Source organism: Ruegeria faecimaris, from assembly GCF_900182615.1.
Lineage (GTDB): Bacteria > Pseudomonadota > Alphaproteobacteria > Rhodobacterales > Rhodobacteraceae > Ruegeria > Ruegeria faecimaris.
Map to the genome: position 1 here is coordinate 61,162 of NZ_FXTE01000014.1, position 22,293 is coordinate 83,454.

21 protein-coding genes, 1 tRNA gene and 1 riboswitch are annotated in these 22,293 nt (G+C 57.4%); of the genes, 17 read left to right on the forward strand and 5 right to left on the reverse strand.

All coding sequences use genetic code 11. The features are described from left to right. The first annotated feature begins 68 nt into the window (after nt 1–68). The 17 genes from FN806_RS17260 to FN806_RS17345 all read left to right on the forward strand — a co-directional run bounded on the left by FN806_RS17260 (nt 69) and on the right by FN806_RS17345 (nt 17,637). A complete protein-coding gene (locus FN806_RS17260; RefSeq protein ID WP_142639428.1) occupies nt 69–1,091 on the forward strand; it encodes a PhoH family protein in 1,023 nt (340 codons plus the stop codon). A gap of 39 nt (nt 1,092–1,130) precedes the next feature. Further along, nucleotides 1,131–1,625: an rRNA maturation RNase YbeY gene (gene ybeY, locus FN806_RS17265; RefSeq protein ID WP_142639430.1), complete on the forward strand. Its 495-nt coding sequence runs from the start codon at nt 1,131–1,133 to the stop codon at nt 1,623–1,625. 35 nt (nt 1,626–1,660) lie between these two features. Further along, the gene (locus FN806_RS17270) at nt 1,661–2,548 is read left to right on the forward strand and encodes a hemolysin family protein (RefSeq protein ID WP_142639432.1); all 888 of its coding nucleotides are present in this window, start codon (nt 1,661–1,663) and stop codon (nt 2,546–2,548) included. Next, nucleotides 2,545–4,041 (forward strand): apolipoprotein N-acyltransferase, encoded by a 1,497-nt coding sequence (gene lnt / locus FN806_RS17275; RefSeq protein ID WP_142639434.1) that lies wholly within the window; start codon nt 2,545–2,547, stop codon nt 4,039–4,041. The genes FN806_RS17270 and lnt overlap by 4 nt, the downstream gene beginning before the upstream one ends. Nucleotides 4,042–4,083: 42 nt before the next feature. After that, nucleotides 4,084–4,132: riboswitch (SAM-SAH riboswitch) on the forward strand. Between the two features lie 5 nt (nt 4,133–4,137). Next, nucleotides 4,138–5,319, forward strand: a complete 1,182-nt coding sequence (gene metK, locus FN806_RS17280; RefSeq protein WP_142639436.1) for a methionine adenosyltransferase — start codon at nt 4,138–4,140, stop codon at nt 5,317–5,319. Between the two features lie 129 nt (nt 5,320–5,448). Then, nucleotides 5,449–6,159: a tRNA (guanine(46)-N(7))-methyltransferase TrmB gene (gene trmB / locus FN806_RS17285; protein ID WP_185956732.1), complete on the forward strand. Its 711-nt coding sequence runs from the start codon at nt 5,449–5,451 to the stop codon at nt 6,157–6,159. A 69-nt stretch (nt 6,160–6,228) separates the two neighbouring features. Next, nucleotides 6,229–7,581, forward strand: coding sequence for a 3-phosphoshikimate 1-carboxyvinyltransferase (aroA, locus tag FN806_RS17290; protein ID WP_142639441.1), 1,353 nt, complete (start codon nt 6,229–6,231; stop codon nt 7,579–7,581). Nucleotides 7,582–7,586: 5 nt separating this feature from the next. Continuing rightward, complete coding sequence (locus FN806_RS17295) at nt 7,587–8,204, forward strand: (d)CMP kinase (protein WP_142639443.1); 618 nt, start codon at nt 7,587–7,589, stop codon at nt 8,202–8,204. Nucleotides 8,205–8,305: 101 nt separating this feature from the next. After that, the gene (locus tag FN806_RS17300) at nt 8,306–8,821 is read left to right on the forward strand and encodes a hypothetical protein (protein ID WP_142639445.1); all 516 of its coding nucleotides are present in this window, start codon (nt 8,306–8,308) and stop codon (nt 8,819–8,821) included. A 254-nt stretch (nt 8,822–9,075) separates the two neighbouring features. Next, the gene (locus FN806_RS17305; RefSeq protein WP_142639447.1) at nt 9,076–10,761 is read left to right on the forward strand and encodes a tryptophan halogenase family protein; all 1,686 of its coding nucleotides are present in this window, start codon (nt 9,076–9,078) and stop codon (nt 10,759–10,761) included. Nucleotides 10,762–11,061: 300 nt separating this feature from the next. Further along, the gene (rpsA, locus tag FN806_RS17310) at nt 11,062–12,738 is read left to right on the forward strand and encodes a 30S ribosomal protein S1 (protein ID WP_142639449.1); all 1,677 of its coding nucleotides are present in this window, start codon (nt 11,062–11,064) and stop codon (nt 12,736–12,738) included. 270 nt (nt 12,739–13,008) lie between these two features. After that, entirely contained in the window at nt 13,009–13,293 is a 285-nt protein-coding gene (gene ihfB / locus FN806_RS17315; RefSeq protein ID WP_037310872.1) for an integration host factor subunit beta, read from the forward strand. Between the two features lie 6 nt (nt 13,294–13,299). Then, nucleotides 13,300–13,650: a lipopolysaccharide assembly protein LapA domain-containing protein gene (locus tag FN806_RS17320; protein ID WP_185956735.1), complete on the forward strand. Its 351-nt coding sequence runs from the start codon at nt 13,300–13,302 to the stop codon at nt 13,648–13,650. An 8-nt stretch (nt 13,651–13,658) separates the two neighbouring features. Beyond that, a complete protein-coding gene (locus FN806_RS17325) occupies nt 13,659–14,309 on the forward strand; it encodes a phosphoribosylanthranilate isomerase (RefSeq protein WP_142639453.1) in 651 nt (216 codons plus the stop codon). 92 nt (nt 14,310–14,401) lie between these two features. Continuing rightward, entirely contained in the window at nt 14,402–15,649 is a 1,248-nt protein-coding gene (gene trpB / locus FN806_RS17330) for a tryptophan synthase subunit beta (RefSeq protein ID WP_142639455.1), read from the forward strand. A gap of 366 nt (nt 15,650–16,015) precedes the next feature. Next, nucleotides 16,016–16,090, forward strand: a tRNA-Asn gene (locus FN806_RS17340). 401 nt (nt 16,091–16,491) lie between these two features. Next, a complete protein-coding gene (locus FN806_RS17345) occupies nt 16,492–17,637 on the forward strand; it encodes a slipin family protein (RefSeq protein ID WP_142639457.1) in 1,146 nt (381 codons plus the stop codon). A 42-nt stretch (nt 17,638–17,679) separates the two neighbouring features. Here FN806_RS17345 and FN806_RS17350 read toward each other — a convergent pair whose 3' ends face one another. The 5 genes from FN806_RS17350 to FN806_RS17370 form a co-directional block, all read right to left on the reverse strand. Next, nucleotides 17,680–18,054 carry a DUF2237 family protein gene (locus FN806_RS17350; RefSeq protein ID WP_142639459.1) on the reverse strand — a complete coding sequence of 125 codons (375 nt, stop codon included), beginning with the start codon at nt 18,052–18,054 and terminating at the stop codon, nt 17,680–17,682. A gap of 9 nt (nt 18,055–18,063) precedes the next feature. Continuing rightward, nucleotides 18,064–19,227, reverse strand: a complete 1,164-nt coding sequence (locus FN806_RS17355; RefSeq protein ID WP_142639460.1) for a serine hydrolase domain-containing protein — start codon at nt 19,225–19,227, stop codon at nt 18,064–18,066. A gap of 82 nt (nt 19,228–19,309) precedes the next feature. Continuing rightward, a complete protein-coding gene (pth, locus tag FN806_RS17360; RefSeq protein WP_142639462.1) occupies nt 19,310–19,990 on the reverse strand; it encodes an aminoacyl-tRNA hydrolase in 681 nt (226 codons plus the stop codon). A gap of 136 nt (nt 19,991–20,126) precedes the next feature. After that, the gene (locus FN806_RS17365; protein WP_142639464.1) at nt 20,127–20,780 is read right to left on the reverse strand and encodes a 50S ribosomal protein L25/general stress protein Ctc; all 654 of its coding nucleotides are present in this window, start codon (nt 20,778–20,780) and stop codon (nt 20,127–20,129) included. A gap of 243 nt (nt 20,781–21,023) precedes the next feature. Next, nucleotides 21,024–22,190 carry an alpha-hydroxy acid oxidase gene (locus FN806_RS17370; protein WP_142639467.1) on the reverse strand — a complete coding sequence of 389 codons (1,167 nt, stop codon included), beginning with the start codon at nt 22,188–22,190 and terminating at the stop codon, nt 21,024–21,026. Nucleotides 22,191–22,293 lie beyond the last annotated feature (103 nt).

Here is a 22,293-nt window from a genome sequence, read left to right on the forward strand (position 1 = left end):
TCTCTGGCTTGCGCCCACCAAGAAATGTTGTCTACGCTTGGGGTGAAACGCCCAGACAGGAGAGCGGATTGGCCATTGGTGCCCTGAACCCACCGCAAAATGAAACGCCCCAGCGGGAAGCGTTTGTTGAATTTCCAGACAATCGGTTATTGATAGATCTTTGCGGCGAATATGACCGCAACCTGACCGAAATCGAACAGAAGCTGACCGTGCAGATCGTGCGCCGTGGCAACCAACTGGTTGTCATGGGTGACGACGAATCCCAAAAACAGGCGATCGAAGTTCTGCAAGCGCTGTATACCCGCCTGGAAGGTGGTCGTGACGTAGAAGCAGCGGATGTAGACCGCGAACTTCGCATGGGCGGGTCGGAAACAGGAACCGGCAGCCGGGATGGCGATCAGCTTGAGATGTTCAAGGGTGGTTCGGTTGAGATCAAAACCCGCAAAAAGCTGGTCGAGCCGCGTACTGACGCCCAGAAGGTCTATGTTCAGTCCTTGTTCAACAATGAGCTGGCCTTTGGCATAGGTCCGGCGGGCACAGGTAAGACCTATCTGGCCGTGGCCGTTGGCGTATCGATGTTTATCGGCGGGCATGTCGACCGCATCATCCTCAGTCGTCCCGCCGTCGAAGCGGGCGAAAAGCTGGGATATCTACCTGGCGACATGAAGGACAAGGTCGATCCCTATATGCAGCCGCTCTATGATGCGCTGAATGATTTTTTGCCCGGGAAACAACTGGCCAAGCTGATCGAGGAAAAGCGCATCGAGATTGCACCTCTGGCGTTCATGCGTGGTCGTACGCTCGCGAACGCCTTCGTTGTGCTGGATGAGGCGCAGAACGCCACGACCATGCAGATGAAAATGTTCCTGACCCGTTTGGGCGAAGGCAGCCGCATGGTCATAACAGGCGACCGGTCACAGGTTGACCTGCCGCGCGGGGTTCAGTCGGGATTGGCGGATGCAGAACGGCTGTTGAGCACGATACCAAATATCAGCTTCAACTATTTCACCTCCAAGGATGTTGTTCGGCACCCACTTGTCGCCGCGATCATCGAGGCGTATGAGGCCGATACGGGCCGTGAAACGGGTTGATCTTCTGGGTCCCGGTATCGGGATTTTGGACATGGTGGCATGAACCTGGAACTATCGGTTGAAGACCCGCGCTGGGACGGGCTCGAATTTTTGGCAGAGCGCGCCACAAGGGCGGTTTTGGATCATTGCGATCTTGATGCGGACCAGTGTGAGGTTAGCCTGCTGGGATGCGACGATGCACGGATCGCCCAGTTGAACACGGAATTCCGCGAAAAGGCGTCACCGACCAATGTGCTTAGCTGGCCAGCCGAAGATTTGGCTGCGGATTCCGCCGGGCAGACTCCGATACTCCCTGAACCCGATTTCTCAGGGGAAATTGCTCTGGGCGATATCGCGATTTCTTATGATACTTGTGCTCGCGAGGCGGCGGAGGCAGGGAAAAACATGGATGATCATGTCACACATCTGATCGTTCACGGCCTGTTGCATTTGCTGGGTTATGATCACATTCGTGATCTCGACGCCACGCTGATGGAGGGTGTTGAGGTGGAGATACTTGGCAAACTGGGTATTGATGACCCATATAATGCTTAGAGCGAGCCTTTCGGCTTATCATTTGGAATGGGAAAATGGGCGAAACAGACGGCAGTTCTATGGCGGCGCAGGGCGCGCAACCGAAGGACGGCAACGAAAATGTCACTGAGAGACCAGGACTTTTCTCTCGAATAGTGGATGCGTTCTCAACGCAGAGTGAAGACTCGGCTTCTGAGGTCAATGGGCAAGAGGTCGATCCGGCTCAACCTCGCGGCATGATTAACCTGCGCCGGATGCGGGTCGAGGACGTGGCGATTCCTACGGTCGAGATCGTGTCAGTACCGTCGACGATATCTAAAGATGAGCTGGCCCAGGTTTTCCGGGAAAGCGGTCTGTCCAGGATACCTGTATATGAAGGAACGCTGGATACGCCTTTGGGCTTTATCCACCTGAAAGATTTCGCTTTGACGCACGGGTTCAACGGCGGCTCGACTGAGTTTGATCTGGTGTCGATGTTGCGGACATTGCTGTTCGTGCCGCCATCGATGCCGATCGGTGTGCTGATGACCAAAATGCAAACCGAGCGCCGCCACATGGCATTGGTGATCGACGAATATGGTGGTGTCGACGGGTTGCTGACGATCGAAGACCTGATCGAACAGGTTGTTGGTGAGATCGCGGACGAACATGATGCGGATGAAAGCCAACTTTGGGTTCAGGAAAAACCTGGATGTTATGTGGTGCAGGCGCGGATACCCCTTGAAGATTTCGAAGCCGAGATCGGGCGTTCCTTGACCAGCCACGAGGATGTCGATGAGGAAGAGATCGACACGCTTGGCGGGTTGGTCTTCATGTTGTCCGGACGGGTTCCTGCACGAGGAGAGGTTGTTCTGCATCCGGAAGGGCCTGAATTTGAGGTGATTGATGCGGATCCGCGGCGCATCAAACGGCTGCGTGTCATGCTGCCGGATATCGTTGCATGAGCCTGATACGGGCTTGGCCCATTTGGCTTAGATTTGTCCTTTCTGGTTTGTTGGGAGGACTGGCTGCATTTGGTCTGGCTCCCTTTGGGTATTGGGTGGCTTCTGTATTGGCGTTGGTGTTGGTCGCACCGATATTTCAGAGCACCGAGACACGTGCGCGTGCGGCGTGGATCGGTTGGGCGTTTGGGACCGGGTATTTCGCCCATGCACTCAGCTGGATTGTCGAGCCGTTTCTGGTGGACGCCGATCGTCACGCTTGGATGGCTCCGTTTGCTTTGGTCTTCATGGCTGGTGGTTTGGCGCTGTTCTGGGCGCTGGCATTCTGGGTTGCTCGCAGGCACGGCGCGCGCGGGGTTTCACAGGCGTTGTTTCTCGCCTTGGCAATCTCGTTGGCGGAATGTGCCCGGGGTTATGTTCTGACCGGGTTCCCCTGGGCCGGGCTGGCGCAGGTCTGGGTCGAGACCCCTATTGCGCAGCTACTGTCACTTTTTGGGCCTTACGGGCTTGGGGCGCTGACCTTGGTGGCGACTCTGCCACTAGGGGCGGCTTTGGCGCTGCGTTCCAGAGTATTCGTGCCCTTGGGCATCAGTGTGGCATCGGTCGCATTGGCTTTGGGCTATGCAGGGACGCGGCCCGCTGTGGTCGAAACGGGACATATCGTTCGCTTGGTTCAGCCCAATGCGTTGCAACATCAGAAATGGGATCCAGAGTTTGCACCTCTTTTCTTCGCACGTCAGATTGAGTTTACTGCCGCCGAACCGCAGCCAGACCTGATCGTTTGGCCTGAAACCTCGGTTCCCGCCTGGCTGGGCAGCGCGCAGCCGTATCTGGATGCCATCGCCGAGGCGGCGCAAGGCACGCCGGTTGTTCTGGGAATTCAACGAGGCGACGGGCCGCGTATCTACAACTCGATGATCTACCTTGATGTGGATGGGGCTCAGCAGGGGCTGTACGACAAACATCATCTGGCGCCTTTTGGCGAATATGTTCCGTTTGGCGACGTGATGGCGCGGTTCGGGATCTATGGCATGGCTGCAACCACCGGACATGGGTTCAGCGCCGGGTCGGGGGCGGCGCTGCTGGATGCCGGCCCATTGGGTAAAGCGCTGCCGTTGATCTGCTACGAAGCTGTGTTCACCCAGGATGTCCTATCCGCGCCGGGGCGCGCTGATTTCCTTCTGCAAATCACCAATGATGCGTGGTTCGGAACGCGCTCAGGACCGTATCAGCACCTGGCTCAGGCACAGATGCGCGCCATCGAGCAGGGGCTGCCCATGATGCGTTCGGCCAATACCGGCGTCTCCGCCATGATTGACCCGCTGGGCCGGATCACCGAGGCCCTGCCGCTTGGGCAGGCGGGCTATATTGATGCCGGACTTCCGGCGCCTCATTCTCCGACGGCTTATTCCCGGATGGGGGATAATACTGTCTTTGCCGTGTTATTGGTGCTGTTTAGCCTGTTTTGGTACGGGCTGCGGCGGCGAAACCTATGATTTCGCATTGACCCTCAGTTTCGGGGGGCTTATCCCCTCTTGTGCCCATCACAACGGCTTCCTGGCGTGACGGGGTAATCTTAATGGAGCACTTGTATGTCCCGACAGAACTATACCTTTACTTCGGAATCCGTTTCCGAAGGGCATCCGGATAAGGTTTGTGACCGTATTTCCGATGCTGTACTTGACGCATTTCTGAACGAAGAACCCGAGGCACGCGTTGCATGCGAGACCTTTGCGACAACGGATCGCGTGGTGATCGGCGGCGAAGTGGGGCTGTCTGATCAGGACAAGCTGCATGACTATATGGGCCGCATCGACGAGATCGCCCGCGCCTGTATCAAGGATATCGGCTATGAGCAGGATAAGTTCCACCACGAGACGGTAGAAGTTACGAACCTGCTGCATGAGCAATCTGCACATATTGCGCAGGGCGTAGATGCGTCGGGTGACAAGGACGAAGGTGCTGGTGATCAGGGCATCATGTTCGGCTATGCCACCACCGAGACACCCGCGCTTATGCCTGCGCCGATCCAGTATTCCCATGCAATCCTGCGCCGTCTGGCCGAGGTGCGCAAGAACGGGACCGAGCCTGCGCTGGGCCCGGATGCGAAATCGCAGCTGTCAGTGATCTACCAGGATGGCAAGCCGGTTGGCGTCAGCTCGATCGTTCTGTCGACCCAGCATCTGGATGAGACGCTGAGCTCGGCCGATATTCGCGCCATTGTTGAGCCGTATATCACCGAAACCTTGCCCGAGGGTTGGCTGACCGATCAGACCGATTGGCACGTGAACCCCACCGGCAAGTTCGTCATTGGCGGTCCGGATGGCGATGCGGGTCTGACCGGTCGTAAGATCATCGTGGACACTTATGGTGGTGCAGCGCCTCATGGTGGCGGAGCGTTTTCGGGCAAAGACCCGACCAAGGTAGACCGTTCGGCGGCTTATGCCGCGCGCTATCTGGCCAAGAATGTCGTAGCCGCGGGAATGGCCGAGCGTTGCACGATCCAGCTGAGCTATGCCATTGGCGTTTCCCGGCCTCTGTCGATCTATGCGGATACGCATGGCACGGGGCAGATCGCGGATGATCGGATTGAAAAAGCCGTCGGCCAGGTGATGGACCTGACCCCACGTGGCATCCGTCAGCATCTGGAGCTGAACAAGCCGATCTATCAGCGCACAGCAGCCTATGGCCATTTTGGTCGCCAGCCGGAAGCGGATGGGGGTTTCAGCTGGGAGCGCACAGATCTAGCAGACGCGTTGAAAGCGGCGGTTTGATCTGACTGGTATTAATAGGTGCGCCCTTGCGGGCGCGCCTATTTCTTGGGAAATGTATGAGAGGCGGCGGCTATTCTGCTCTGCCGCCGCCCCTTGCCTCTGAGCCGTCCCCGCAGTATGGGCACCGCCATGAGCACCCAGACCCCCCAACGCCCCCGCAGAAACTTTTATGGCCGGTTCAAAGGCAAGACCCTGAAGCAAAGCCAAAAGACGTATCTAAGCGAAGACCTCGATGCGCTGTCTCCGGGTGCTGTGGACTGGGAAAGCAATCCTGAACGCAGTCCGCTGGATCTGAAGGCCCTGTTCGGTGGCAAGGATGTCTGGCTTGAGATCGGCTTTGGCGGCGGCGAGCATCTGGTGCATCAGGCGGCCAGCAATCCCGATATCGGTATCATTGGGGCAGAACCCTATATCAACGGTGTCGCCATGCTGTTGGGTAAGATTCGCAAGGCTGGGGTCGAGAATCTGGCGGTGCATCCCGGCGATGCGCGCGATCTTTTTGATGTCTTGCCCGAAGCCAGCATATCACGCGCCTTTCTTCTGTACCCCGATCCCTGGCCCAAAACCCGGCATCACCGCCGTCGGTTCGTGACCCCAGAGCATCTGGAGCCGTTGGCGCGGTCGTTGAAACCGGGCGCGATCTTTCGTGTTGCCACAGATATTCCCGACTATGTCCGCCAAACGTTGGAAGAGGTGCCGGGCGCTGGTTTCGAATGGTTGGCGGAGCGCCCCACCGATTGGCGTGAGCCCTGGGAAGACTGGATTTCCACGCGCTATGAGCAGAAGGCCCTGCGCGAAGGGCGGACACCGCATTACCTGACCTTCCGCCGCAACGACTGATTGCGGCTGGACCAAGCGGCCCCAATTCGCTAATCGGCTTGGGAACTGATAGCGAAAACAGGAGCCCCCATGTCCGGACACGGCACGCCCATCCCGATGACCTCGCACCCTTGCGGTCCGCTGACCGGAACGGCCGAGGTGCCTGGTGACAAGTCGATCTCGCACCGATCGCTGATCCTGGGCGCGATGGCCGTGGGTGAAACCCGGATCACCGGTCTGTTGGAGGGTGAGGACGTTCTGGACACCGCAAAGGCGATGCGTGCCTTTGGGGCTGAGGTGACAGATCACGGGGGTGGCGAATGGTCAGTCCATGGTGTGGGCGTCGGTGGCTTTGCCGAACCCGATCAGGTTATTGACTGCGGCAACTCGGGCACCGGCGTTCGGTTGATCATGGGTGCGATGGCGACCTCTGCGATTTCCGCGACATTCACGGGGGATGCCAGCCTCAACAAACGCCCTATGGCGCGGGTAACCGATCCTCTGGCGTTGTTTGGTGCGCAATCTGTGGGACGCACCGGGGGGCGCCTACCTATGACGATTGTGGGTGCAGCAGACCCTGTCCCAGTAAAGTACGAGGTTCCTGTTCCCTCCGCACAGGTGAAATCTGCCGTTTTGTTGGCAGGTCTGAACGCACCGGGCAAGACCGTGGTGATTGAGGCCGAAGCGACCCGGGACCATTCCGAGCGGATGCTGGCCGGATTCGGGGCTGAAATCACGGTCGAGGATACCGATGAGGGGCGGGTGATCACCCTGACCGGTCGCCCTGAGTTGAAACCGCAGATCATCGTTGTGCCCCGTGATCCCTCCAGCGCGGCCTTTCCGGTCTGTGCTGCGCTGATCACGCCCGGATCTGATGTTCTGGTTCCGGGCATCGGCCTGAACCCGACCCGCGCGGGTCTGTTTACCACTCTGCGTGAGATGGGTGCTGACTTGACCTATGAAAATGAGCGCGAAGAGGGTGGTGAACCGGTCGCGGATCTACGTGCCCGGTATTCCCCCGATATGAAAGGAATCTCGGTTCCTCCGGAACGAGCGGCCTCGATGATTGACGAATACCCGGTTCTATCTGTGGTCGCGGCAAATGCCACAGGCACCACAATGATGGGTGGCGTAAAAGAACTGCGCGTCAAGGAAAGCGACCGTATTGATGCGATGGCCCGCGGCCTGCGCGTTAATGGCGTCACCGTCGATGAGGGCGATGATTGGTGGTCTGTGGATGGTTTGGGAATTGGCAATGTTCCCGGCGGCGGCACCTGTGAGAGCTTTCTGGATCACCGGATCGCGATGTCCTTTATGGTTATGGGTATGGGGGCGAAAAATCCGGTCGGAGTCGACGATGGCGGCCCGATCGCAACGTCTTTCCCGATCTTCGAACCGTTGATGGCTGGCCTTGGTGCGCGGCTGCAGCGAAACAACCGGTAAATGCGATGGCAGTTGCCAGTTTCACCATAGCAATCGATGGCCCGGCAGCAGCGGGGAAGGGCACGATTTCCAATGCCGTTGCCGCCCATTTCGGGTTTGCGCACCTCGATACCGGCCTGCTTTACCGTGCGGTTGGCCGCAGAACGCTGGAAGGTGCCGACCCGGTTAGTGCCGCGCAAACGCTGACTGCCGAGGACCTGGATCAGGGTGATCTGCGCACGGCTGAAATCGCGCAAGCGGCCTCGAAAGTTGCAGTTATCCCCGAGGTGCGGGCTGCATTGGTCGATTTTCAGCGCGCCTTTGCGCGCCGCGCGGGCGGTGCAGTGTTGGACGGTCGTGACATCGGAACCGTTATTTGCCCGCGGGCCGAGGTTAAACTGTTTGTCACCGCCAGCGCCGAAGTGCGCGCTGAGAGACGGTTTCTGGAACTGGACGCCAAGGGCCATGAGGTTACACGCTCACAGGTGTTGGCCGATGTGCGTGAGCGGGACGCTCGGGATGCCGAACGCAGCACGGCACCTATGAAGCCAGCTGAGGATGCGGTCATACTGGATACCTCGGACCTGAGCATTGACGCAGCTCTCGCCCGCGCGATTGAGGTCATCGAACCAGTTCTGCCCTAGGGCCGTTTGCCAGAGCAAACACAACTTTGTTCACTAAGCTTTGTTTGGCCAGCGCCCGAGGCGTCGATTACCTTTGTATCGACATCTGCCGGAGGTAATCGATGTTCCGCCTGATTTTGATTTTTACCTTTCTCGCCAGTGGGCTTTCAGCGCAAGAGGCAGAACCGCCAATGACCTACGAGCGTTTGGGCAAGATATTGTTTGCGCTTGACCCCGAGACAGAGCCTCTTGGGCCAGGCTTTCAGCTTACCATCGCGGAGGTTCCCGTTCTGGTGATTACCGACGTCAATGCGGACCGGATGCGGGCCATGGTGTCGATCCAAAGTGTCGAAGATCTGAGTGCTCAGGACATGCAACGGATGATGCAGGCGAATTTCGACAGTACCCTGGATGCGCGATATGCGATTGCCAATGGCACCTTGTGGGCTGCGTTCATCCACCCCTTGTCGCGGCTGGAAAGGGATCAGTTGATCTCGGGGCTGGCCCAGACGGTGAACATCGCCAACACCTACGGCACCTTGTATTCCAGCGGAGTTGCGGAATTTGGCGGCGGCGATAGCAATGATCTTCAGCGCGCTCTGATCGAAGAGCTTCTGAAAAAAGGCGAGGATATCTGACGCAGGGCCGGTACTTGCGCATATCCTCTCTCGTAGCATCCACCATCCTAAAGAAATTCGCGCAGTGGCGAGCGGCCTGTGTTGCCGGGTCTGATGACCCGACATGTATGCAGGTTCGGCCGTCATAGTGCCTAGCTGGATGCAGGAAAGCTGTTATAGTTTCTCTCAGGCAAAAAGGGAAAGCTGCTTTACAAGCCCCAAAATCAAAAAGGGCAGGCGGCTAAAAAACCCCAAAACCAACAGGGACAGAAAATATGAATAATCGTTTGCGCAAGATCACCATTGTGGGTGGCGGCACGGCAGGTTGGATGACCGCGCTGATCCTGGAAATGGTGTTTTCACGCACGTCAGCACCCAAGGATCGCCCGCGTATCTGCCTGATCGAAAGCCCCAATATCTCGACTGTGGGCGTCGGCGAGGCCACGGTTCCACGGATGCCGGTCACGCTGCGCCAGGCCGGCATTTCAGAGCGGGATTTCTTCCGTGAGACCAACGCCTCGTTCAAGCTGGGCGTGAAGTTTTGTAATTGGAACAAGGACGCCAAGGGCAATCGCATTGATTACGTGAACCCTTTTGCGCATGGCCAGTTGTTAGAGGGGTTAGAGCCCGCAGAATACTTCCTGCGCTTTGGCAATGGCGATAGGGATTTCACGCAGTCCATCTCGCCCCATGATGATCTGGCGCGCCTGTGCAAAGGTGGGCGGCCACTGGGTCAGCCAGAGTTTGAGCAGCGGTTCGGCTATGCCTATCATCTGGATGCTGTGAAGTTTGCAGGCATGTTGACCAGGGTTTGCACCAAGCGCGGCGTTGAGCACATCCAGGACGAGGTGAAATCGGTCGAGCTGGATGAGCAGGGCAATGTCAGTCATCTGATGCTAGAAAAGAAAGGCCGCCATGACATTGAGATGGTCGTGGATTGCACCGGGTTTCGCGGCTTGATTATCAACAAGGCGCTGGGCGAGCCATTCATGGATTATTCTGACTATCTGCCCAACGACCGCGCCATGGCGTTGCAGATCGAGCACCCGGATCCAGAAAAAATTGAAAGCGTCACACGGTCCACCGCACTTGGTGCGGGGTGGACCTGGCGGGTGCCGCTCTTTAACCGTGTGGGCACGGGCTATGTCTACTCATCCGCGCATCGCACGGATGAACAGGCGGCGGATGAATACCTCGAATGGCTGGGCGATAGCGGCAAAGGTGCGACGCCGCGTGTGATCCCGATGCGTATCGGACGAGTGCGCAATGCCTGGGTCAAGAATTGCGTGGCGATCGGACTGGCCGGAGGGTTCATCGAACCGCTGGAAAGTACAGCGATCCACATGATTGATCATGCGGTGCGCTGGTTCGCCGAGCATCTGCCCACGCGGGACATCGAACCGTCGCTGCGGGCGAGATATAACAAGCAAATGGACAAGCTCTATGACGAGGTTCTGGATTTCATTTGTCTGCACTACCGCTTGGGCAACCGCACGGATGATCAATATTGGATCGACGCGCGGACCGAAATGAAGATACCGGATCGGCTGGCCGAGAACCTTGAGCTGTGGCAGCACCGCCTGCCTTTGGAACGAGATATCGAGTTTGCAACGCTTTTCGATTTCCGCGTCTATCAAACGGTTCTTTTGGGTAAGCAGGTCTATGATACGGGCTATGGTGCCGGCATCCGCGATCGCTTGCGGCCGTTGAAGAAACCGATCTGGTTCCAGTGGTGGAAAGGCGCGAAAGTGGATCTTGCGCAGATACTCAGATCAATGCCTGATCACAAAACCCTGCTGCGCGATATCCGGGGCGAGCTAGAGCGCCCGGCCTTTGGAAAGGCCGCAGCAGCGAAGCCAACAGTCGCGATGCCGGGCGCGGCCCCGGTACCTTTGGCGGTCCAGAACATGCCGAATTTTGCCGAAATCCAAAGCGGCTCAAAAGATCTGCAACTGTTTTAGGCGCTCTGTCCTTTCGGAGCTGAAGAAGAATACAAATCGACCCGACCTCAGCCATGCAAGGCTGGGGTTTGCGTGTTATTTTGTGATACGCACGGTAAAACTTGCAGCGCCTGTGCGAACCCGTTATAGAGCGCGCGTCGACAAGGCGATTTGAGCCATAAAACAATGAGACGAGCAGGGTCGGACCAACCGGCCCTCTTTGTTTTGCGGTATATGTCAGGTCGTCTGACCAATCCACGAAGACCGGCGGAGACAACCGCTCGGCCAGCAAAAACGTTATGTAAAGGAAAACACTGCCAGATGGCTGATACAACCATGGAGGAATTCGAAGCCCTCCTTAATGAAAGCTTCGAAATGGACACGCCCGAAGAGGGTTCTGTTGTCAAAGGTAAGGTTCTGGCGATCGAAGCCGGCCAAGCCATCATCGACGTCGGCTACAAAATGGAAGGCCGCGTTGATCTGAAAGAATTCGCAAATCCTGGCGAAGCCCCTGAAATCACTGTTGGTGACGAGGTTGAAGTTTACCTGCGCGCCGCAGAAAACGCCCGTGGCGAAGCTGTCATCTCACGTGAGATGGCCCGCCGTGAAGAGGCATGGGATCGTCTGGAAAAAGCATATGCCGACGACCAGCGCGTCGAAGGTGCAATCTTTGGTCGTGTCAAAGGTGGCTTCACCGTCGATCTGGGTGGTGCAGTTGCGTTCCTGCCCGGCTCGCAGGTTGACGTGCGCCCCGTACGCGACGCTGGCCCTCTGATGGGTCTGAAGCAGCCGTTCCAGATTCTGAAAATGGACCGTCGCCGTGGCAACATCGTTGTTTCGCGCCGCGCAATCCTGGAAGAATCGCGTGCCGAACAGCGCGCCGAGGTAATCGGCAACCTGACCGAAGGTCAGACCGTCGAAGGCGTCGTCAAGAACATCACCGAGTACGGTGCGTTTGTTGACCTGGGCGGCGTTGACGGCCTTCTGCACGTCACCGACATGGCATGGCGTCGTGTGAACCACCCGTCCGAGATCCTGACGATCGGCGAGACCATCAACGTTCAGGTCATCAAGATCAACAAAGAGACCCACCGTATCAGCCTGGGCATGAAGCAGCTGCAGGAAGATCCGTGGGATCTGGTTGCAGCCAAGTATCCGCTGAGCTCGGTTCATCAGGGTCGCGTCACCAACATCACCGACTACGGCGCGTTCGTCGAGCTGGAAGCCGGTGTCGAAGGTCTGGTGCACGTGTCCGAGATGTCCTGGACCAAGAAAAACGTCCACCCCGGCAAGATCGTTTCGACCAGTCAGGAAGTCGACGTCATGGTTCTGGAAATCGATGGCGCCAAGCGTCGCGTGTCTCTGGGCCTGAAGCAGACTCAGCGCAACCCGTGGGAAGTGTTTGCAGAAACACACCCCGAGGGCACCGAAGTCGAAGGCGAAGTCAAGAACATCACCGAATTCGGTCTGTTCATTGGCCTCGAAGGCGACATCGACGGCATGGTTCATCTCAGCGATCTGTCCTGGGACGAGCGTGGCGAGGATGCCATCCAGAACTACCACAAGAACGACGTGGTACAGGCCGTAGTGTCTGAAGTGGATGTCGAGAAAGAGCGTATCTCGCTGTCGATCAAAGCCCTGGGCGGTGACAAGTTCGCCGAAGCCGTGGGCGGCGTGAAGCGTGGCTCGATCATCACCGTTGAGGTCACCGCGATCGAAGATGGCGGCATCGAGGTCGAGTACGAAGGTATGAAGTCGTTCATCCGTCGGTCCGACCTGTCGCGTGACCGTGCCGAACAGCGCCCCGAGCGTTTCTCGGTCGGTAACAAGGTCGACGTCCGCGTCACCAATGTCGACAGCAAGACCCGTCGTCTGGGTCTGTCGATCAAGGCACGTGAGATCGCCGAAGAGAAAGAGGCCGTGGAACAGTACGGTTCTTCCGACTCGGGCGCATCGCTGGGCGATATCTTGGGTGCAGCGCTGAAGTCGGGCGACTAAGTCCGAGCCTCTGCCAAGCCGAATTTGCGGCCCCGCGTGAAAGCGCGGGGCCGTTTTTGTTGCGAATCAACATGTTCGCATTTTCAGGCTAATTGGGGCTTAGGTTCATGCATTTGTCGGGCAAATTACATGAACTGGCAAAAATTCGCGTTACTTAACTGTAATTTTCAGCCTTTGCCCGCAGAGTTTACGTTCCCCCGAACCCAGTTTTTTCCTATACTGTTCAGAATAATAGGCATGGTTAACCGGTCGCCTGGGAGGGTAACGCACATGATCCGTTCAGAACTGATTCAGAAAATCGCCGACGAGAACCCGCATCTTTATCAGCGTGACGTCGAGCGAATCGTGAATACCGTGTTCGAAGAAGTAACGGATGCGATGGCGCGAGGGGATCGGGTTGAACTGAGAGGCTTTGGTGCGTTTTCAGTGAAACAGCGCGATGCCCGTGTGGGTCGTAACCCACGCACCGGCGAAACTGTGCAGGTCGAAGAAAAATGTGTTCCGTTTTTCAAAACTGGCAAGTTGCTAAGGGACCGGTTGAACGGTAAAGCCTAGGCCATGATGCGCTACCTTCGATATGCTTTTCTCGCGGTCCTCGGGATCGTCTTGATTTCAGTCTCTCTGGCCAACCGCGAAGCGGTTGAGCTGACACTTATTCCTTCGGCTATTGCCGATTTGCTTGGCTTCAACTTCAGCGCTTCCTTGCCGCTGTTCGTGGTGGTTCTGGGTGGCATCGTCGCTGGCCTGGTCATTGGCTTTCTTTGGGAATGGCTGCGCGAACACAAGCACCGCCGCGATGCTACCGCCAGCAAAGGTGAAGTGCGCAAGCTTGAGCGTGAGATCAAGAAGCTCAAGAAAGCGCAGAACGAAGGACAGGACGAAGTTCTCGCCCTGTTGGATGAGGCCAGCTGAGGCCCGGAATGTCGGATGTATCGGTTAAAATCTGCGGCCTGACTGCACCAGATCACGTGCGCGCAGCAGCTGATGCGGGTGCACGGTATCTTGGTTTCAACTTCTTTCCGAAATCGCCTCGATATGTTTCGCCTCAACAGGCAGCAGCTTTGTTCGAGCATGTCCCCGTTGGGGTTGCAAAGGTCGCCTTGGTTGTGAACGCCACGGATGAGTTGTTGGACAGTATCACCGCAGTCGCCCCTTTTGACATGTTGCAGCTGCATGGCTCAGAATCTGTCGAGCGGGTGCAGGAAATCAAGGCGCGCTATGGGTTGCCTGTTATCAAGGTGGTTGGTGTTGCAGATGCCGAAGACCTGGCCGCCATTGATACTTATTGCGATGTTGCCGATCAGTTGCTGATAGATGCCAAGGCGCCAAAGAGCTCGGTTCTGCCGGGTGGAAACGGGCTGGCGTTTGACTGGCGTTTGCTGGCTGGGCGCAAATACTGGCGCAAGCCCTGGATGCTGGCCGGTGGGTTGAACCCCGGCAATGTGGCCGAGGCCATCCGTATGACGGGCGCGCGTCAGGTCGATGTCGCCTCGGGCGTGGAAAGTGCACCGGGCATCAAGGATGCCGCGATGGTTCGTGCGTTTGTAGACGCTGCAATTCGGGCCGGTTAAGGTATCACATCTAAGGATTCCCATGTGCGTTTTGCCATGGCAAATCCCGCCGCTACCTCCTATGAACAACGGGTACGACGATGGAGACACCCATGGCCAACGATCTTTTCAATTCCTTCATGTCCGGCCCAGACGAGCAGGGCCGTTTCGGCATTTTCGGCGGGCGTTTTGTCAGCGAAACGCTGATGCCGCTGATCCTGGCGCTGGAAGAGGAATATGAAAAGGCCAAGGACGATGCCTCATTTTGGGCCGAGATGGATGATCTGTGGGCCAACTATGTGGGACGCCCCTCGCCACTATATTATGCCGAGCGCCTGACCGAGCATCTGGGTGGCGCCAAAATCTATCTGAAGCGCGATGAGCTGAACCACACCGGCGCGCACAAGATCAATAACGTATTGGGCCAGATCATTCTGGCGCGGCGCATGGGCAAGACCCGGATCATTGCCGAGACCGGCGCCGGACAGCATGGCGTGGCCACAGCCACCGTTTGCGCCAAGTTCGGTTTGAAATGCGTGGTCTATATGGGCGCGCATGATGTGCAGCGACAGGCCCCGAACGTGTTCCGCATGCGCCTGCTGGGGGCCGAAGTGATCCCTGTGACGTCAGGTCGTGGCACATTGAAAGACGCGATGAACGATGCGTTACGTGACTGGGTGACCAACGTGCGCGATACGTTTTATTGCATCGGTACAGTTGCTGGCCCGCACCCGTATCCGGCGATGGTGCGCGACTTTCAGTCGATCATCGGCAAGGAAGCCAAGGAACAGATGCACAAGGCTGAGGGCCGTTTACCCGACACGCTCATCGCCGCCATCGGTGGTGGATCGAACGCAATGGGTCTGTTCTACCCGTTCCTGGATGATAAATCCGTCAACATCATCGGTGTCGAAGCCGGTGGTAAGGGCGTGAACGACAAGATGGAACATTGCGCCTCGCTGACCGGCGGCCGCCCGGGTGTTCTGCATGGCAACCGCACCTATCTGCTGCAGGATGATGACGGGCAAATCCTCGAAGGATACTCGATCTCGGCTGGTCTGGATTACCCGGGCATTGGCCCTGAACATTCATGGCTGAATGATATCGGCCGCGCGCAATATGTGTCGATCACCGACAAAGAGGCGCTTGAGGCGTTCCAGCTTTGCTGTGCAACCGAAGGCATCATCCCGGCGCTTGAACCTAGCCATGCGCTGGCTCATGTGATGAAGATCGCGCCGGATCTGCCCAAGGATCACCTGATCTGCATGAATATGTGTGGACGTGGTGACAAGGATGTTCAGACTGTGGCGAAATATCTGAACTTCGACATGTCGGATACCGAAGGCCGCAGCGCCGATTGACCAGGCGGTAAAATTTGAAATTTCTGACAAAAGCTGTGTGCCTTTGAACGGTGTGCAGCTTTGGTTTCCAGCCTGCGGCTTTTCGAATGTTGCGCAGCTGGGTAATTTTGTTGCGCACCCGCCACAGGTGCATTTCCACCTCTCAGAATATCATTGAGCGAATCCTGCCCCTTCGCCTAAACCCGCCGTTACCGGTCAAAACGGGCCGGACCCTAGCGAGCAGAGGTGATCACTCTCTCGGTGCGGACGGCGCTGCCGAAACCGTATGCCAGGGCCGAAACCGGGGATTGGTACATGCTTTGTAGCTCAGGTGGAAGAGCGGCAGATGGCAAGTCTGTGAGCGAAGGTTCGACACCTTCCAAAGCTCCAAATGTAGCTCATTTTGGTTAGAGCAATCGACTGTTAATCGATGTGTAGCGGGTTCGAGTCCCGCCATTTGAACAAACGCTGTTAGGTCAGCACCGGCCTTCAACGCCGGTCCGTGAAAACGGTCCAAATCATTAAGGTCCGGGTGTTCCCCAGCAGGGGTGGCACCGCGCTACGTCAGGCTTTGGCCGGGCGGGGCAGGGGTCTTCGCTGCTCTGGTCTTGGGCCGGAGGGCAGATGACGGTGTCGCCGGATTGGCGCCCCGCTTGATCCCTTGGGAACAGGCGGCGCATTGGTCCCGCGCCCCTCTCTCTGACCCTCTCGCAAAAGGGCACGGCGCGGGGGATGCCCGGTCTTTCACAGCCTTTATCCGAAGGCTTCACACCTGTCACTCAATCGGGGTGCAACCCACTGAAAACATGAAAAGGAGTTCGCTTTTGCGACGACGATAGAGCGAGACGAAAAGGAGAAATGAAATGACACTATTCCAAGATCTGATCGACCGGCTGACCGGTCATCAACGGCTGACCCTGACCGAGACCCAGCGGATGCTGGTTTTGCGCAAGGGGGTAATTAACACCATCCTCGGCCCCGGGAAACACCGGCTGCCACGCAGGGATGTGCTGACCGAGCTGCACGATCTGGAGGCTCTCTTTTTCGTGTCGCCCTATGAGCGGGCGCTGATGCAGAACCGGCCCGAACTGGCCGAGGCGCACCTGACCGAGTTTCGGGCAGGGCCCGACGAGGTTCTGGTTCTGCTTCGGGATGGCGTGCCCGCTCGAGTGCTGATTCCCGAAGTACGGGCGCTAGTTTGGAAGGATGCCGGCCCCTGGGCCGTTGAGCAACACGCGCTAACCGAGTCCATGGTTGTGCTCAAAGCGGTCGCGCAGCGGCTGGTTCGGGTGGGGCTGCAGATCCACTTGACGCGGGTCGAGATTGCCGAAGGGCATGTCGGTTTGCTGACCGTGGATGGCGTGCTGGTGGATCGGCTGAACCCCGGCGCCCATGCCTTCTGGAAGGTGGGCCGGAACGTCGAGGTCAAGCAGATCGACCTGCGGCAACGAACCCATGAGGTAACGGGTCAAGAGATACTGACCAAGGACCGGGTGACCATCCGGGTCAACCTCAGCGCCGATTACCGGGTCGTCGATCCGGTCAAGGCGATGGGGGCGGTGAAGGATTTTGATCAGGCCCTGCACCGGGCCCTGCAACTGGCGTTCCGGAAGACCCTTGGGTCGATGACGCTTGACCGGCTACTTGCCGAGAAGGTGGGCGTTGACACCGAGGCTGCAGATCGGGTGCGGACACAAATGGCCGGGATCGGCATCGAAGTGGGTGAGATCGCGTTGAAAGACGTCATCCTGCCCGGCGAGATGCGCGAAATCCTGACCGCCGTAGTCGCTGCCGAGAAACAGGCCGAGGCCAACGTCATCCGGCGGAGGGAAGAAACCAACGCCACGCGGTCTTTGCTGAACACCGCGAAAGTTATGGCGGAAAACCCGGTGATGCTGCGACTGAAAGAGCTGGAAGCGCTGGAAACCATCGCCGGCAAGGTCGAGCGGCTGACGGTTCATAACGGAACCGAGGGTCTGATGTCTGACCTTGTGAAATTGCGGGATTGATCCCGAATAAGGGCTGGTCCGGGTGATCCCGGGCCGGTCTGCCTAGTCCTGAACCGCGTGTTGGTTGAGAATGCGCAGAGGCACGATGTCCAGCGCCCGTTGATGTGTCGCCTCAAGATGAACCTTGGGCGCGCATCCTTCGTCATGGGCTTGCAGGAAGCGACCCGCACATAAACACCAGCTGTCACCGGCACGCAGCCCTGGAAAATTAAACTCGGGGCGCGGCGTGCTGAGGTCATTGCCGACATATTTCGAATAGGCCAGAAACTCGACCGTCATTACCGCGCAAACCGTGTGGCTGCCCTGATCCTCGGGGCAGGTATTGCAGGCGCCATCGCGAAAGAACCCAGTCAGCGGATCGCGGGAGCAAGGGGCGAGCACGCCCCCCAGAACATTTATGCTTTCCTGTTTCTGCATAAGAGCATCTTACAGGCTTTGCGCAATCTTGCGGAACATTTCTATGTTAATCTCATTCACGCCAGGGTCTCGAAACTTGCGATCGGCCCCGGTGGACACGATCAGCACCCCGCGCGGCTGGTCGAAATAGATATACTGACCATAGACGCCGCGGGCCATGAACTCGCCCTCATGCGCGCCCACGGGAATCCACCACTGATATCCATAGCCGATCTTGCCCGATGCGGTCGGGGCACTGGGCAGGACCGAAGCGGCGATCCATTCAGCCGGTACCAGTTGCTGCCCATCATGAACCCCGTTTTGCAGGATCATCTGACCGAAACGCGCATAATCGCGGGTGGTGAAATTCAAGCCCCCCAGAACAAAGGCAACTCCGGCCCCGTCGGTCACGTAATAGCCATCCCGCTCCAGCCCAAGTGGCTGTACAATGCGCTCTGTAAGCAGTTCGGCCACGCTGCGACCGGTTGCTCCTCGGACCACCATACCGATAACATGGGTGTCGATTGACACGTATTTCCAGATTTCTCCGGGTGTTGCGAAACTGTCCTGCAGCGAGGCGGCAAAATCGTCCAGTTCTCGGCCTAAGGCGACCACTCGACCCATCCGGTTGATGTCAGAATTGTAATCCAGATAATCCTCGTTGAAGGTCACACCGCTGGCCATGTTCAGCACGTTGCGGATCGTCGTACCATCATAGGCCGTGCCTTGCAGTTTGGGTACGTATTGCACGACAGGATCGTCCAATGAGGCGATTGCGCCTTCGTCCAGCAATATGCCGAACAATGCAGAAAGATAGCTTTTGGCAACCGACCACGAAATGCGTCGATCGTCTGGTGTGGTGCCCAGATAGTATTCCTCAAACCGGATCTGCCCGCCCTGCATCACAAGCAAGGATGTGACCGACCGGTCTTCGATCCATTGATCCGTGCCTGCTGGCAGGTCAAACCCGGGCCCGTAAGGCAATTCCCATGTGGCCCCATCCCCGCGCGGCAAGTTGACGGTTTTGAAAGCTGCATCCATATGCGAGAAATTGTGAACGATCTTTTCGGGGGAAAACAATGAGTTCACCGCCATCAAGCGTTGAATTTCCTCGCGTTTCCAGAACCCGACAACGGCGGCTGCCAGCACAAGCATCAGCGCGATACGCAGCACCCATTTAAACAAAGCTCTCATTTGTCGCCTCCCATGATTGCCGGTATTGGAGCCTGCCCGGGAAAATTCCGCAATCCGGACGTAGGGGCAACGGCAAAGGGCGCTATTTGAACTTGTCCATCAGCTTCTGCATGGCAGACCTGCTGTCCCCGGCGGGTTCGGTAATGGTCTGGGCCGCTGGTTTTGGGTGCTCGGACGGTGACTTGGACGAACGCGGCGGTGCCGTTCGCAGGGCAACGGCGTTCATGAACTTACCGCCATCGCCATTGGCCAGGTGCCTTGCGCCATCTGCAACGCCGCGCAGGACATCTTCCAACCAGTCGCTGTCAGCCTTTGCGAAATCGCCCAAGACATATGGCGAAACCAATTCTTTCCGCCCGGGATGACCGATCCCAAGGCGCACCCGATCATAGGCTGGGCTGATATGTTCGTGGATCGACCGAAGCCCGTTGTGACCGGCATGGCCTCCGCCTGCCTTGACGCGGACCTTACCCGGCGCCAGATCCAATTCATCATGTAGGACAGTGACGTCGGTCGAATCCAACTTGTAAAACCGCATGGCCTCGCCCACCGATTGACCGGACCGGTTCATGAAGGTCTGAGGCTTGATAAGCAAAACCTTTTCTTGACCAAGCCGCCCTTCGGCGATTTCGGCCTGAAATTTGGATTTCCAAGGACCAAAGCCGCAATCCTCGGCGATCCGGTCAACGGCCATAAAGCCAATATTGTGCCGGTTTCGAGCATATTTTGATCCGGGATTTCCCAGGCCGACAAACAGCTTCATCGTCATGTCCTTGTCTCAAGCGCGATATCGCAACTGGTTGATGGCACGGATCGGGGCCGATTTTCCAGCCCAACGGGCAAAAGAAAACGGGACCCCAATGGGGCCCCGTCACAAAACCGAAACTTTGGGTCCGGCCTTATTCTTCTTCGCTTCCGACGACTTCGACTTCATCGGGTGCAACATCACCCTCTTCGCCCTCTTCGTCATCGCTTGTGGCCAGGCCGGTTGGGGCCGAGATGTTGGCGATCACAAAGTCACGGTCGATGGTCGGCTTGGTGCCAGCAGGCAGATCGACCGACGAAATGGTGACAACGTCGTTGATGTTCAGACCGGTAAGATCAACGGTGATCTTCTCAGGAATCTCACCAGCGGTACACATCAGCTCGACCTCAGGACGGACAACGGTCAGAACGCCGCCTTTCTTGATGCCGGGGGCCTCTTCCTCGTTGATGAAATCAACCGGAATAAACAGTGCGATCTTGGTGGTCCGACGCAGGCGCATCAGGTCCAGGTGGGTCGGCAGGTCTTTGACAACGTCACGCTGAACGTCGCGGCAGATGACGCGAACGTCTTCCTGGCCTTCAACCTTCAGGTTCCACAATGTCGACTTGAACCGGCCCGCTTTCAGGCGCTTGAACAGTTCGTTGAACGGGATCTGGATCGGCAGCGGCTCTTTGTCGCCACCAAAAACAATGCCCGGAACCATGCCGTCGCGGCGTGCCTGACGAGCGGCGCCCTTGCCTGTCCCCGTCCGTTCCAGAGCTACGAGATCAGGAATCTCTCCAGCCATGATATTTCTCCAATGTTAGGGCGGGTATCCTCCAAGGCTGTATACCCGCGTGAAGCCGCGTCCTTAGCTTGATTCATTGAGTTTGGAAAGGGGTTTTTGCAGCTCGTCTATTTTGCGAGGCTCTGTCCCGCGCTCCGAGGTATTTTCGGCCAGATGAAGCAGGGAATCCTTTCTTCAACTGGCTCTAAATATCTCGGGGGAGGCGGCCAATCGGCGACAAGGACAGAGCCCCCATGCGCGCGATCAATCTGTCCAGCTCCCTCCGAAGTCTTTCGGGACAAGCAAATTGTGCCGGCCCAGATCGCTCACATTGCGTTCACCGCAAAGTGCCATGGTCGTATCAAGTTCTTTCTGAATGATCTCAAGTGCCGTGGTCACGCCTTTCTGGCCCATTGCGCCAAGACCGTAAACAAAGGCGCGCCCGATAAAGGTGCCCTTCGCGCCAAGTGCCAGTGCTTTCAGAACGTCCTGACCAGATCGGATGCCACTGTCCAGATGCACTTCGATGTCGTTCCCGACAGCGTCCATAATCTCGGGCAGGACACGAATGGAACTGAGCGCCCCGTCCAACTGGCGTCCGCCGTGGTTTGAAACCACGATGGCATCGGCGCCCAGCTTGGCGGCCATCTTGGCATCCTCGGAATCCAGGATACCCTTGAGGATCACCTTGCCGCCCCATTGGTCCATCAGCTTTTCAACTTTGCCCCAATCCAGGCTGGGGTCGAATTGTTCCGCCGTCCATGTGCCCAGCGATCTTGTATCAGTGATATTATCAACATGGCCAACAATATTGCCGAAGTTCCGCCGTTTGGCGCCTAACATTTCGATGCCCCAGGTCCATTTTGTCATCAGATTGGCGATGGTCCTAGGCGTCAGCTTCGGCGGCGCGGACAGACCATTCTTTAGGTCCTTGTGGCGCTGCCCGAGTATTTGCAAGTCCAGGGTGATCACTAGGGCCGAACATTTTGCATCCTTGGCGCGTTGGATCAGCCGAGAGACATAGTCCTGATCCTTCATGGTGTAGAGTTGGAACCAGAAGGGCGCAGTGGTGTTCTCGGCCACCTCCTCGATAGAATTGATTGACATCGTGGACAGGGTAAAGGGGACGCCAAAAGCCTCGGCTGCTTTGGCGGCTTTGATCTCACCATCCGCGTGCTGCATGCCGGTCAGACCAACGGGGGCAAGGGCAACAGGCATGGTAACATCCTGTCCGATCATCTGCGACGCCGTCGTGCGCCCGGTCATATCAACCGCTACTCGCTGGCGCAGGCGGATATCTTCGAAATCCGAGCTGTTATCGCGAAAGGTCTGCTCGGTCCAGCTGCCGCTTTCGGCATAGTCAAAGAACATGCGCGGGACGCGTCGTTCATAGATGTGTTTGAGGTCTTGGATATTGGTGATGACGGGCATGAGATGCGGCTTTCGAAAGATTGGTCCTTTTTCTTTACCAATTTTTCGAAAGCCTCGCAACGCCACGTTTCTGTGCGCAACGTTAGGTGCAATAGAAAAACCG